The 12,744-nt window shown below is 59.0% G+C and carries 11 protein-coding genes; 5 read left to right on the top strand and 6 right to left on the bottom strand.

Going from position 1 to position 12,744, the window contains the following annotated elements; translation table 11 throughout:
- Window positions 1-120 precede the first annotated feature (120 nt).
- From glpD to M5G26_RS26100, 4 genes are all read right to left on the bottom strand, one after another.
- Window positions 121-1,662 carry a glycerol-3-phosphate dehydrogenase gene (gene glpD, locus M5G26_RS26115; protein WP_273916855.1) on the bottom strand — a complete coding sequence of 514 codons (1,542 nt, stop codon included), beginning with the start codon at window positions 1,660-1,662 and terminating at the stop codon, window positions 121-123.
- Between the two features lie 261 nt (window positions 1,663-1,923).
- A complete protein-coding gene (locus M5G26_RS26110) occupies window positions 1,924-2,679 on the bottom strand; it encodes a DeoR/GlpR family transcriptional regulator (RefSeq protein WP_007916700.1) in 756 nt (251 codons plus the stop codon).
- A gap of 274 nt (window positions 2,680-2,953) precedes the next feature.
- Window positions 2,954-4,456 carry a glycerol kinase GlpK gene (gene glpK / locus M5G26_RS26105; protein WP_110718865.1) on the bottom strand — a complete coding sequence of 501 codons (1,503 nt, stop codon included), beginning with the start codon at window positions 4,454-4,456 and terminating at the stop codon, window positions 2,954-2,956.
- Between the two features lie 77 nt (window positions 4,457-4,533).
- On the bottom strand, window positions 4,534-5,385 hold the full coding sequence (locus M5G26_RS26100) for an MIP/aquaporin family protein (protein ID WP_077574370.1): 852 nt from the start codon (window positions 5,383-5,385) through the stop codon (window positions 4,534-4,536).
- A 362-nt stretch (window positions 5,386-5,747) separates the two neighbouring features.
- Between M5G26_RS26100 and ybaK the strand changes: the two genes are divergently transcribed.
- Window positions 5,748-6,218 carry a Cys-tRNA(Pro) deacylase gene (gene ybaK / locus M5G26_RS26095; protein WP_134178315.1) on the top strand — a complete coding sequence of 157 codons (471 nt, stop codon included), beginning with the start codon at window positions 5,748-5,750 and terminating at the stop codon, window positions 6,216-6,218.
- 98 nt (window positions 6,219-6,316) lie between these two features.
- Window positions 6,317-7,099 (top strand): PhzF family phenazine biosynthesis protein, encoded by a 783-nt coding sequence (locus M5G26_RS26090; protein ID WP_134178316.1) that lies wholly within the window; start codon window positions 6,317-6,319, stop codon window positions 7,097-7,099.
- 78 nt (window positions 7,100-7,177) lie between these two features.
- Here the strand turns inward: M5G26_RS26090 and M5G26_RS26085 are convergent, their stop codons facing one another.
- Both M5G26_RS26085 and argF read right to left on the bottom strand, forming a co-directional pair.
- A complete protein-coding gene (locus M5G26_RS26085; RefSeq protein WP_007916688.1) occupies window positions 7,178-8,287 on the bottom strand; it encodes an ABC transporter ATP-binding protein in 1,110 nt (369 codons plus the stop codon).
- The gene (argF, locus tag M5G26_RS26080) at window positions 8,284-9,204 is read right to left on the bottom strand and encodes an ornithine carbamoyltransferase (protein ID WP_042704963.1); all 921 of its coding nucleotides are present in this window, start codon (window positions 9,202-9,204) and stop codon (window positions 8,284-8,286) included. The genes M5G26_RS26085 and argF overlap by 4 nt, the downstream gene beginning before the upstream one ends.
- 404 nt (window positions 9,205-9,608) lie before the next feature.
- On the opposite strand from argF, the gene M5G26_RS26075 reads away from it, so the two are divergent.
- The 3 genes from M5G26_RS26075 to grxD all read left to right on the top strand — a co-directional run bounded on the left by M5G26_RS26075 (window position 9,609) and on the right by grxD (window position 12,578).
- A complete protein-coding gene (locus M5G26_RS26075) occupies window positions 9,609-9,899 on the top strand; it encodes a hypothetical protein (protein WP_038369077.1) in 291 nt (96 codons plus the stop codon).
- Between the two features lie 134 nt (window positions 9,900-10,033).
- Window positions 10,034-12,139: a molybdopterin oxidoreductase family protein gene (locus tag M5G26_RS26070; RefSeq protein WP_273916854.1), complete on the top strand. Its 2,106-nt coding sequence runs from the start codon at window positions 10,034-10,036 to the stop codon at window positions 12,137-12,139.
- A gap of 97 nt (window positions 12,140-12,236) precedes the next feature.
- A complete protein-coding gene (gene grxD / locus M5G26_RS26065; RefSeq protein ID WP_007916674.1) occupies window positions 12,237-12,578 on the top strand; it encodes a Grx4 family monothiol glutaredoxin in 342 nt (113 codons plus the stop codon).
- Window positions 12,579-12,744: the final 166 nt, after the last annotated feature.

The following is a 12,744-nucleotide window of genomic DNA, read 5'->3' as shown; positions in this document are numbered from 1 at the left end:
CCGGTCTCTACAGTGAGGGGGAAAAGATCTAACTGACACAATCAAATTTTGCAGAACCCACAAAACAAAAAGCCCCTGAACCATACGATTCAAGGGCTTTTTGTTTATCCGATGTTCACATCACGCCGCTTCGATCTTGCTACGGTTCTGTTCGACCTTACCCAAATACGCCGCAAGCTTCTCTTGCTCTGCCGGGGTAGTAAAAAGGCCCAGCTTGCTACGACGCCACAGAATGTCATGCGCCGTGGTCGCCCACTCTTCGCTGCACAGGTAATCGACTTCGCGAGTATAGAGCCCACCGCCAAGGTGTTCGCCCATGTCGGCCAGGGTTTCCACCCCTTCAAGCATCCGCCAGGTGCGGCTGCCGTAGGTGGTAGACCAGCGCCGGGCAATCTCGGTCGGCACGAAGTCGAACTTGTCGCGGATCAACGCGCTCAAGGCCTGAGGCGTAGTCATGTCCTCACCACCGGGCAGGGTAGCGGTGGCCGTCCAGCTCGGGCGCATCTGCGTGAAGAACGGCAGCAACTGCGCCATCGCCGACTCCGCGAGTTTACGGTAGGTGGTCAGCTTGCCGCCGAACACCGACAACAGTGGTGCTTCTTCGGTACTGCCGGACAAGGCCAGGGTGTAATCGCGGGTGACGGCCGACGGGTTATCGGATTCGTCGTTGCACAGCGGACGTACGCCCGAGTAGCTGTGCTGGATGTCGTCGCGGCTGATCTGCTGCTTGAAATGCGCGTTGACCACTTTCAGCAGGTAATCGGTTTCGCCATCGGTAATCGCCACTTTTGCCGGATCGCCAGTGTATTCACGGTCGGTGGTGCCGATCAGGGTGAAGTGGTTGTTCAGGTACGGAATGGTGAAAACGATGCGCTGATCTTCGTTTTGCAGAATGTGCGCGTGATCACCTTCGTACAGTTTCGGCACGATGATGTGGCTGCCCTGAATCAGGCGGATGCCGTATGGCGATTCCATCTTCAGGTCGTCACGGATGAACTTGGCGACCCACGGGCCAGCGGCGTTCACCAGCGCTTTGGCGGTGATCGAAAACAGGCTGCCGTCGGCACGCTCCAGATTCAGATGCCACAGGCCCTTGGCACGGCGGGCGCTGACGCAGCGAGTCTGGGTGTGCACGTGGGCGCCTTTTTCGCGAGCGGCCATGGCGTTCAGAACCACCAGACGGGCGTCATCGACCCAGCAGTCGGAGTATTCGAAGCCTTTCTTGATTTCGCTTTTCAGCGCACTGTCGGCGCCGAACTTCAGGCTTTTCGAACCCGGCAGTTTTTCGCGCTTGCCGAGGTTGTCATAGAGGAACAGGCCGGCACGGATCATCCACGCTGGGCGCAGATGCGGGCGGTGCGGCAGCACAAAACGCATCGGTTTGACGATGTGCGGCGCCTTGGCCAGCAGCACTTCACGCTCGGCCAGCGCTTCGCGCACCAGACGGAATTCGTAATGTTCGAGGTAGCGCAGGCCGCCGTGGATCAGCTTGCTGCTGGCCGACGAGGTGTGACTGGCCAGATCGTCTTTTTCACAAAGGAACACCGAAAGCCCGCGACCGGCGGCATCCGCTGCGATCCCCACACCATTGATCCCGCCGCCGATAACGGCGATGTCGTAGATCTCGGAGATTGGGGGCGTACGCAAGGTAGAGGTGGACATCGGCTGGCCTCGGGTTCTTTTGATTTTCTATATTGGAAATCGAACATGAATGTTCATTTGCGAAAATGGTAGCCCATAAACACGCGCGCAGCCAGTCACGTTCGATTGAAAAAACTCATCGAAGGGCAGGGAAAGGAAAATTTTCGAACATTAAAAGCAAAAAGATCGTCCGATCGCGGCCCGAGCCTTCGGCAGCTCCTACAGGTCAAGTGAACTCATGTAGGAGCTGCCGAAGGCTGCGATCTTTTGATCTTGGGGGGGCTAAACGACTTCCAGCCGAATTTTGTGCTGACTCAACAACTGCGCCAACGCCGGCACCGGCTGCTGATCGGTCACCAGGCAATCAATCAAACTGATCGGTCCCAACCGAATCATCGCATTACGCCCGAACTTGCTCGAGTCCGCCGCGAGAATCACCTGCCGCGCATTGGCAATGATCGCCTGGGAAACCCGCACTTCCTGATAATCAAAGTCGAGCAAACTGCCGTCTTCATCAATCCCGCTGATCCCGACCAGCGCAAAATCAACCTTGAACTGATTAATGAAATCCACACTCGCCTGACCGACAACACCGCCATCACGACGCACATTGCCGCCGGTCAGCAGCACATCGAAATCATCCTTGGCACTGAGCATCGACGCTACGTGCAGGTTGTTGGTGATGATTTTCAGGTGATTGTGATTGAGCAGGGCGCGGGCAATCGATTCGGTGGTCGTGCCGATATTGATGAACAGCGAGGCGTGATCGGGGATCTGTGCGGCGATGGCTTCACCGATGCGTTGTTTTTCATCGCGCATCTGATCGGCGCGCATCGCATAGGCAGTGTTTTCGACGCTGGAATCGTAGGCAGCACCGCCATGGTAGCGACGCAGCAGATTGGCTTCCGCGAGCTGATTGATGTCGCGGCGGATGGTTTGCGGGGTAACAACGAACAGCGTGGCCATTTCCTCGATGCTCACATAGCCGCGTTCGCGGACCAGCTCGAGGATTTGCTGCTGACGGGGAGGCAGATTCATGGGGCTTCCTTTGGGCTGCCGTGCAAAATTTGCCCATGATGACGCAGGAATCCGCTCCCGACCAGTTTCCAAACAACGTGAAAGCTACTTCGTGCTGGGCGCCTACGGCGTTACGCAAGCCATCCTGCGTTAAAAACAGGCTCGGACTGCTCATTTACAAGCCCGTAAAGTCGAGTGCGACCTCAGCCGGTCCTCGCCTGTTTTTGCCTTGGCTTGCCTTCGCTCGCTACGCTTTCACGCTGTTTGGACCGCTTTAGCCAGTTCTAAGGTTGGCTTATTCAGCGTCTTCACGCGCCCAGTCACGGGTGCGGCTGACGGCTTTTTTCCAGCCTTTGTACAGCTTCTCTTTCTCGGTTTCGTCCAGGCTCGGTTCGAACTCGCGCTCGATCACCGCTTTACCGCGCAGTTCGTCCAGGCTGCCCCAGAAACCGCACGCCAGACCGGCCAGATACGCCGCGCCGAGTGCCGTGGTTTCGCGCATTTGCGGGCGCTCGACCTGCGTGCCGAGGATGTCGGCCTGGAACTGCATGAGGAAGTTGTTCGCCACCGCGCCGCCGTCCACACGCAGGGCTTTGAGACGTTCGCCGGAGTCCTGTTGCATGGCGTCGAGCACGTCGCGAGTCTGGTAGGCGATCGACTCCAGCGCGGCGCGGATGATGTGATCCACACGCACACCACGCGTAAGGCCGAACAGTGCGCCACGGGCATACGGGTCCCAGTACGGAGCACCCAGACCTGTGAATGCTGGTACCAGGTACACGCCGTTGCTGTCCTTCACTTTATTGGCGAAGTATTCGGTGTCGTGGGCGTCGTTGATGATCTTCAGTTCATCGCGCAGCCACTGCACGGTGGAACCGCCGTTGAACACTGCACCTTCCAGCGCGTAAGCGACTTCGCCACGCGGGCCGCACGCGATGGTGGTGAGCATGCCGTGTTGGGATTTCACCGCTTTGTCGCCGGTGTTCATCAGCAGGAAGCAGCCGGTGCCGTAGGTGTTTTTCGCCTGGCCCGGCTCGACGCACATCTGGCCGAACAGCGCCGCTTGCTGGTCGCCAGCAATACCGCCGATGGCGATGCCGCTCTTGGTACGACCGTAGATTTCCGAAGAAGCCTTCACTTCCGGAAGCATCTCGCGCGGGATGTCGAGGATCTCGAGCATCTTCGAATCCCACTCCAGCGAGTGGATGTTGAAGAGCATGGTGCGCGAGGCGTTGGTGTAGTCGGTGACGTGTACCTTGCCGCCGGTGAATTTCCAGATCAGCCAGCTATCGACGGTGCCGAACAGCAGTTCGCCGTTGCGCGCACGTTCGCGGCTGCCCTCGACGTTGTCGAGGATCCACTTCAGTTTGGTGCCGGAGAAGTACGGGTCGGTGACCAGACCGGTGTTGTCGCGGATATATTCTTCGTGGCCATCGCGCTTGAGCTGCTGGCAGATCTCGGTGCTGCGGCGGCACTGCCAGACGATCGCGTTGTAGACCGGGCGACCGGTGGTCTTGTCCCAGACCACGGTGGTTTCACGCTGGTTGGTGATGCCGATGGCGGCGACCTGGTCGTGGTGCAGACCGGCCTGGGCCAGCGCTTCAACCATCACCGCGCTTTGTGTTGCGAAGATTTCCATCGGATCGTGTTCGACCCAACCGGCCTGCGGGTAATGCTGAGCGAATTCGCGCTGCGCGGTGCAGACCACGTTCGCGTCGCGGTCGAAAATGATCGCGCGGGAGCTGGTCGTACCCTGATCAAGGGCAATGATGTAGTTCTTATTCTGAATGTCGGTCATGTCGATTGCCTTGGACGAAATAAGGGAGAGTGGGCCGTGGCGCAGGCTCTATAGGGCAGGAACCCGCGCCGACTGTTTCAAGAAGTTCTTGGTTTGCCGTCAATGGCCGGTTCTGCATCCTTTGTAGCAGGTGTGGCGCCGGTCAGGTGACGGGCGATAAGCCCGCGATACCCGGCAGCGCCGAGGCAGGCACCGACAATCGGTGCAAAAATCGGAATCAGGAAGTACGGAATATCGCGGCCGCCAGTGAAGGAAATTTCACCCCAGCCGGTAAAGAAAGTCATCAGTTTCGGACCGAAGTCACGCGCCGGGTTCATCGCGAAACCGGTCAGCGGCCCCATCGAGCTACCGATCACCGCGATCAGCAAGCCGATCAGCAGCGGTGCCAGCGGGCCTTTCGGCAGACCATTGTTGTCGTCGGTCAGGGACATGATCACGCCCATCAGAATCGCGGTGATGATCATCTCGACCAGGAACGCCTGAGCAGTCGATAGCACCGGATTGGGGAAGGTCGAGAACACCGACGCCAACTCAAGGCTGGCGGTCGAACCGCGAACCATTTGGTGAGTTTGTTCGTAATCGAAGAACAGATTGCTGTACAGCGTGTAAACCAACAGCGCGCCGCAGAAGGCGCCAGCGATCTGCGCAAGAATATAGAACGGCAGTTTGCGCTTTTCGAAGTCGGCGAAGATCGCCAGCGCGATACTCACGGCCGGGTTCAGGTGGGCGCCGGAAACGCCAGCGGTGAGGTAGATCGCCATGCTCACGCCGACGCCCCAGATGATGCTGATTTCCCAAAGGCCGAAGCTGGCGCCCGCGACTTTGAGCGCGGCGACACAACCAGTGCCGAAAAAGATCAGTAGGGCAGTACCCAGAAACTCGGCCATGCATTGGCTCGAGAGCGTTGGTTGCTGTAAAGCAGTTGTCATTGAAAACCTCGGTTTTTGTTGTTGTCTGGCGCGATGCCGTCAGGGCAAGGCGCGATTTTCCCCGGTCAGGAATCCCCATTCCTTTCGCGGTTTACTGCTGAGTGCTGCGGTGTCGATAATTCTTACATTATTCAGATTCGAAAAAATATAGACAAGAAACAAACCTGTCAAAGGTCGAAAGTGAACCGTCGGTCACAATAAAACTATTCGTTGTGTGAATGATCCTTCGCGGTTCTCGCAGACTGGATCGCTTGAATCGGCTGTAAGCCACGGCAATCGCGGCTTGCACTAGAGCCTTTTGAGATGTGATCGCCTAGAATCCGACGCAGTATTTTTCTGTCACTGCCGAGCCCGGAGTTGCCATGACCCCCGCGTTGGACTTGTTGAAAAAAGTTCGTGCCGAACATCGCGTGCACAGTTATGAACATGACCCTAAAGCCGCGTCCTATGGGCTGGAGGCCGCAGAAAAACTGGCACTTGAGCCGGCGCAGGTGTTTAAGACGCTGCTGGCAGCCAGTGAAAAAGGCGAGTTGCTGGTGGCAGTGGTGCCGGTCGTCGGAAGCCTCGACCTCAAAGGTCTGGCACATGCCGCGGGGGTGAAAAAAGTCGAGATGGCTGACCCGGCAGCGGCGCAGCGTTCCACCGGTTATCTGTTGGGCGGCATCAGCCCGTTGGGGCAAAAGAAACGCCTGCGCACCTTCATCGATAGCTCGGCTCAGGGTTTTGCGACTATTTATGTCAGCGCCGGTCGACGCGGGCTGGAGGTTGAATTGGCACCTGCCGTGCTTGCCGAACACACCCAGGCGAAATTTGCCGACATTGGCCGCGCGTAACGTTCACCTGCACTGTATGAAGAAAATTCGCCGGTTCTGTCACTGGCGCTGAGCGCCTCGCGGTTGCATGCTCTGCCGACTGACTCAGGGAGAAGGTTATGCAGCTCGAGTTTCATCAGGTCGATGCGTTCAGTGATCGGCCGTTCAGTGGCAATCCGGCGATGATTTATCGGCTGGATGCGTGGCTCGCGGACGAGCTGATGCAGAAGATCGCCGGCGAACACAACCTGGCGGAAACCGCGTTTCTGGTGCGCGAGGGATCGGCCTGGCATATCCGCTGGTTTACCCCGACCACTGAAGTGCCGTTGTGCGGGCACGCCACGCTAGCCAGTGCATATGTGCTGTTCGAGATCTATAAGGAAACCGCCGAGCGTATCGACTTCACTTGTAAGTCCGGCGCGCTGAGCGTCACTCGTGAAGGTGATCGGTTGTGGCTGGACTTCCCTTCGATTGTGCCGTCAGAGATTGGCGTGACGCTGGATATCGAACGAGCATTGGGCGTTGAAGCCGTTGATGTGCTCGGTTCCAACGAACTGTTTGTGGTGCTGGAGTCAGAGCAGGCAGTGCTTGATTGCAAGCCGGACATGGTTGCACTCGCCAAGTTGCCTTGGCTGGGCGCGATCGTCACGGCGCGGGGTAATCAACACGATTTCGTCTCGCGTTATTTTGCACCGGCGATCGGCATCAATGAGGACCCGGTGACCGGTTCGACGCATTGCAGCCTGATTCCGTATTGGTCCAAGCGTCTGGGCAAGTCGAGCCTGACCGCGTATCAGCGATCGGCGCGGGGTGGGGAGTTGTTTTGTCGGCTGGAGGGTGAGCGAGTGAAGATTGGCGGCAATGCGACGCTGGTTGCGAGCGGCACCCTGATCCTCGGTTAAAAGCTAAAAGATCGCAGCCTTCGGCAGCTCCTACATTGATCCCTGTAGGAGCTGCCGAAGGCTGCGATCTTTTGATCTTTAAAGCGCGGTGCTGTAGCGGCGCACGCCGTTTTCCACTGCCGGGATTTGTGCGGCGGTGCTGCCCGATGCCTGGAACAGCACCAGATGCTCAGCGGCAACCCGAATCCCCACCTCCGCGCCCACCTGATGATCCGCATGGCTCGGGAAAATCGATTCCAGCTGCGCACCCGTCGGCAATTGCAGGCGATACAGCGTCGAAGCGCCAAGGAACGTCTTACCCACAATCCGTGCTTTCAAGGCGCTGTCCGGCGCATACACAATGTCATCCGGGCGCAGCAACACGTCCACTGCACCGCCAATCGGCCAGGTATAAGCGCGATTTCCGCGCAACTCACCCAGTTCAGTCTGCACCGATTCCGGGCTGTCGAGCTGGCCGCGAATGAAGTAACCCTGACCGATGAAGCTGGCCACATACGGTGTCGCCGGTTCGTGATAAAGGTTGTACGGCGTGTCCCACTGCTCCAGTCGACCTTCCTTGAACACGCCAACGTGATCGCTGACGGCAAAGGCTTCCTCCTGATCGTGGGTCACCAGAATCGCGCTGGTACCACGGGCCTTGAGGATGTCGCGCACTTCGTGGCTGAGCTTGCGGCGTAGTTCGCCATCGAGGTTGGAGAATGGCTCGTCGAGCAACAGCAATTGCGGTTCCGGCGCCAGGGCGCGGGCGAGGGCAACACGTTGCTGCTGGCCACCGGACAACTCGTGCGGGAAGCGTTTGCCGAGATTCTTCAGGTTGACCAGTTCGAGCAGCTCTTCGGTGACGCGCTCTTTGTTCGGATGCTTGCGAATACCGAAGGCGATGTTGTCGGCAACGCTCAGGTGCGGGAACAGCGCGTAGTCCTGGAACACCATGCCGATCCGGCGCTTCTCCGGGGCGAGGGTGAAACCCGCGCTGGAAATGGTTTCACCGCCGAGAGTGATCTCACCTTCGTGCACCGGTTCGAAACCGGCGATGGCGCGCAGGGTGGTGGTCTTGCCGCAGCCGGACGAGCCGAGCAGGCAGCCGATGTCACCGGCGTTGAGGTGCAGATTGAGGTTCTGCACCACACGTTGATCTTGATAGCCGCAAGCGAGGTTGCGCAGGTTCAGCAGTAATTCATGGCTCATGCGTGGTGATATGCCGGTTCGACGAGGAACTCGAGCAGGGCCTTCTGTGCGTGGAGACGGTTTTCTGCCTGATCCCAGGCGACGGAGCGCGGGTCATCAAGCAGGTCGAGGCTGATTTCTTCGCCACGGTGCGCAGGCAAGCAGTGCATGAACAGCACGTCCTCGGCAGCGAGGTCGAGCAGGGCACGGTTGACCTGGAACGGCGCGAACAGCTTGAGGCGCTTGGCAGTTTCCTCTTCCTGACCCATCGAAGTCCAGACGTCGGTGCTCACCAGATGCGCGCCGCGCACGGCGTCGGCCGGATCGCGAACGATGGTCACGCGATCGCCGGCCTTGGCCACGAACTCAGGGTTTGGTTCGTAGCCTTCCGGGCAGGCAACGCGCAACTGGAAGTCGAACTGGATCGCCGCTTCTATATAGCTGTTGCACATGTTGTTGCCGTCGCCGATCCAGGCCACGGTCTTGCCCTGGATCGAGCCACGGTGTTCCAGGAAGGTCTGCATGTCGGCCAGCAACTGGCACGGGTGCAGGTCATCGGACAGGCCGTTGATCACTGGCACGCGCGAGTTGGCGGCGAATTCGGTCAGGGTGCTGTGGGCAAAGGTACGGATCATCACCGCATCGAGCATGCTCGACATGACAATGGCGCAGTCGCCGATCGGTTCGCCACGGCCCAGTTGGGTGTCGCGCGGCGAGAGGAAGATCGCCTGGCCACCGAGCTGGATCATGCCGGCCTCGAAGGAGATCCGCGTGCGGGTCGAGGATTTCTCGAAGATCATGCCCAGCACGCGGTTTTTCAGAGGCTCGAACAGTACGCCGCGGTTACGCAGGTCCTTGAGCTCAACGCCTCGACGGATCACGCTGACCAGCTCTTCGGGCGTGCAATCCATCAGGGAGAGAAAGTGCCTTGCGCTCATCATTGACTACCTTTTTGCTACAAACCGCAGATGCTCAAAGCCTTGTTTAACGGAACAACGGGCGAGACCTGCGGCGTAAGCCGCACGGGGCGACGAAATAGGGGGAGGCGCGATATTGACACTAAATGTCGCGTTTTTCCAATAGGCTACGGTTTTTGCGGAAATCGAAGGGCGCACTGGATGTTGCAGTCGCGCATTTGAAGCCGGCTTCAGTACAGCAGCGAGTCCCTTTGTACACTGGCCTCGCGGGGCTTGGCAATGCGCCGTGGCGGGGATCGAGTCGCTTGGGTCGGTTTACCAGCGTGGCGGCATGCCACCACTTGGTCGGATGCTCAGGCTGAAACATTTGCTAAAGCAAAGTGCTGGGTTATAAATAAGTTTCGAGCGACGCAGGAAGCCTCCGCATGGAATCGAAAGAAAAACTGTTAATGGAATTGCTGGGCCACACGGCTCGCTCTCTGACCCATCTCACCGCGTCGGTCACCTCAATGTCCTTCGAACTGCTGCGCAGCGAAGACGAGGTCGTGAAGACCGCCGGCCGGCACATGATCGACCGTATGGCGACGATCAGCGCCGGTCTCGACGAACACTGGCGATTGATCGGCGAACTCACCGGCGTGCACGTCGCCCACGAGCAGATCGAAACCATTCAGGAAATTCAGCTGGCGGCACCGCCGCAGCTTCCATCCAGTTGAGCGCGTTGGTCTATCGGCGCACCTGATAGGCGTCGATTCACAAGACGAACGTCGCTGGCGCCGGGCCTGCGTCGGGGCCATAGTTTTGTTCCCGCGGGCGTGATTGCCCGCCCAGAACAAGACAGAGACTGGCCATGACCAAGACTCTCCATCACCGTGCCTGCCACCTGTGTGAAGCCATTTGCGGCCTGACCATCGAAACCACCGAAACCGATGGCAATGTTGCGATCACCTCGATCAAGGGTGATGCCCTCGACACCTTCAGCCGTGGCCACATTTGTCCCAAAGCCGTGGCCCTGCAAGATATCCAGAGTGACCCCGACCGCCTGCGTCAGCCGATGCGCCGGGTTGGCAGCGAATGGCTGCCAATCGAGTGGGACGAGGCCTTTGCGCTGGTGGCCGAGCGGCTGGCGGCGATTCAGGAGCGTCATGGGCAGAACGCCGTGGCGGTCTATCAAGGCAACCCGAGCGTGCACAACTACGGGCTGATGACTCACAGCAATTATTTCCTTGGGTTGCTGAAGACGCGCAATCGCTTCTCGGCGACTTCGGTCGATCAGTTGCCGCATCACCTGAGCAGTTATCTGATGTACGGCCATGGTTTGCTGCTGCCGATTCCGGACATCGATCACACCGACTTCATGCTGATCCTCGGCGGCAACCCGCTGGCGTCCAACGGCAGCATCATGACCGTGCCGGATGTCGAGAAGCGTCTGAAAGCCATTCAGGCACGGGGCGGCAAAGTGGTGGTGGTTGATCCACGGCGCAGCGAGACGGCGGCCATGGCTGACCAGCACCTGTTCGTGCGCCCTGGGGGCGATGCGGCGTTGTTGTTTGGCGTGCTCAACACGCTGTTCAGTGAAGGCCTGACCCGCGACAGTCATCTGCCGGTTGATGGCATGGACGAAGTGCGTGCAGCCGTCGCAGGTTTCACTGCTGAAGCCATGAGCCCGCTGTGCGCTGTGCCTGCTGAGCAGATCCGCCAACTGGCCCGCGACTTCGCCGCAGCGCCGAGTGCGGTGTGTTATGGGCGCATGGGCGTTTCAACCCAGGCCTTCGGTACTCTGTGCCACTGGGTGGTGCAGCTGATCAATCTGGTTACCGGCAACCTCGACCGGGTTGGCGGCGCGTTGTGCACCGAACCCGCTGTGGATCTGGTGGCGTCGACCTCGGGCGGGCATTTCAACAAATGGCAGAGCCGTGTTTCGGGTCGTCCTGAATACGGCGGTGAGTTGCCGGTTTCGGCGCTGGCTGAGGAGATGCTTACCGAAGGCGAGGGGCAGATTCGCGCATTGATTACCGTCGCCGGCAATCCGGTGTTGTCGACACCGAACGGGCGGCAATTGGAGCAGGCGCTGGACGGTCTGGAGTTCATGGTCAGCATTGACCTGTACATCAACGAAACCACGCGCTACGCCGATCTGATCCTGCCGTCGACCTCGGCGCTGGAAAATGACCACTACGACACCACGTTCAATCTGTTCGCGGTGCGTAACGTCAGCCGCTTCAACCGCGCAATCCTCGCCAAGCCCGAGGGCGCCTTGCATGACTGGGAGATCTTCGTGGGCCTGGCCAAGGCGTTTGCCGAGAAGACCGGCAAGGAGCTGAAACCGACCATGCCACCGGCGAAGATGATCGACATGGGGCTGCGCATGGGCCTTTATGGTGATAACGCTGAGCAAAAACTCTCGCTGGCAACGCTGTTCGATCATCCGCACGGTATTGATCTGGGGGCGTTGAAAGCCAATCTGGCGCCGCGCCTGAAAACGCCGAATCAGCATGTGCAGGCCGCTCCGCCGGAGATCCTTGCGGACCTCGCGCGTTTCGCCGCATTGCAGGCACCGGCCGCCGATGAACTGTTGATGATCGGCCGTCGCCATGTGCGCAGCAACAATTCCTGGATGCACAACTATCACCGTCTGGTGAAGGGTAAACCACGTCACCAGTTGTTGATGCACCCGGACGACCTCGCCAGCCGTGGGCTCAACGATGGTCAGCGGGTGCGCGTCAGTTCGCGGGTCGGGCAGATCGAAGTCGAGGTGATCGGCAGTCTGGACATGATGAAAGGCGTGGTCAGCCTGCCGCATGGTTGGGGCCATGCGCGGCCGGGTGTGCAAATGGCAATTGCCAGTGGCCAGCCGGGGTCGAGCGCAAACGATCTGACCGACGAATGCCAGCTCGACGAGTTGTCTGGTAACGCGGCGTTGAATGGCGTGCCGGTGACGGTGGCGGCGGCTTGATCTAGTCTGTCGGGGAGACCGAGCATGGCGCTCGGGATTCCGTTACAATGCGCCACCGTGCCGACCCATGAGTCGGAAAGTTCAGCCGAGGTGCTCCATGGATATCATCGAAACGATTAAAGAGCAGATTGCCAACAACACCATTCTGCTTTACATGAAAGGCTCGCCGAATGCCCCACAGTGTGGCTTCTCCGCGAAAGCTGCGCAGGCTGTAATGGCGTGTGGCGAAAAGTTTGCGTACGTGGACATCCTGCAGAACCCGGAAATCCGCGCCAACCTGCCGAAGTACGCCAACTGGCCGACTTTCCCGCAACTGTGGGTCGGCGGTGAGCTGGTCGGCGGTAGCGACATCATGACCGAGATGGCTGCAGACGGTTCGCTGCAAACCACCATCAAGTCGGCTGTTGAAGCGGCAGCTGCGAACAAGTCCGAAGCCTGATAAGGCTGGGTTTCACCCGACACCTCCTACTTGTGTAGGAGCTGTCGAGTGAAACGAGGCTGCGATCTCTTGATCTTCAGCCAATAAAAAGCCCCGCATCTCGAAAGAGAGCGGGGCTTTTTAGTGCGTTCGAAAAGTTACTGCAAGTTGCCGGTGCAATCTGAAA

The organism is Pseudomonas sp. TNT2022 ID642 (genome assembly GCF_028656995.1).
GTDB lineage: Bacteria > Pseudomonadota > Gammaproteobacteria > Pseudomonadales > Pseudomonadaceae > Aquipseudomonas.
This window is presented reverse-complemented; position numbering and strand designations above follow the sequence as displayed.

Bases quoted from the DNA above. Each gene is read 5' to 3' on its own strand.
- M5G26_RS26090 (WP_134178316.1), top strand. From the start codon at position 6,317: ATGCAGCTCGAGTTTCATCAGGTCGATGCGTTCAGTGATCGGCCGTTC.
- M5G26_RS26100 (WP_077574370.1), bottom strand. From the start codon at position 5,385: ATGACAACTGCTTTACAGCAACCAACGCTCTCGAGCCAATGCATGGCC.
- M5G26_RS26085 (WP_007916688.1), bottom strand. From the start codon at position 8,287: ATGAGCCATGAATTACTGCTGAACCTGCGCAACCTCGCTTGCGGCTAT.
- M5G26_RS26075 (WP_038369077.1), top strand. From the start codon at position 9,609: ATGGAATCGAAAGAAAAACTGTTAATGGAATTGCTGGGCCACACGGCT.
- glpD (WP_273916855.1), bottom strand. From the start codon at position 1,662: ATGTCCACCTCTACCTTGCGTACGCCCCCAATCTCCGAGATCTACGAC.
- ybaK (WP_134178315.1), top strand. From the start codon at position 5,748: ATGACCCCCGCGTTGGACTTGTTGAAAAAAGTTCGTGCCGAACATCGC.
- M5G26_RS26110 (WP_007916700.1), bottom strand. From the start codon at position 2,679: ATGAATCTGCCTCCCCGTCAGCAGCAAATCCTCGAGCTGGTCCGCGAA.
- grxD (WP_007916674.1), top strand. From the start codon at position 12,237: ATGGATATCATCGAAACGATTAAAGAGCAGATTGCCAACAACACCATT.
- argF (WP_042704963.1), bottom strand. From the start codon at position 9,204: ATGAGCGCAAGGCACTTTCTCTCCCTGATGGATTGCACGCCCGAAGAG.
- M5G26_RS26070 (WP_273916854.1), top strand. From the start codon at position 10,034: ATGACCAAGACTCTCCATCACCGTGCCTGCCACCTGTGTGAAGCCATT.
- glpK (WP_110718865.1), bottom strand. From the start codon at position 4,456: ATGACCGACATTCAGAATAAGAACTACATCATTGCCCTTGATCAGGGT.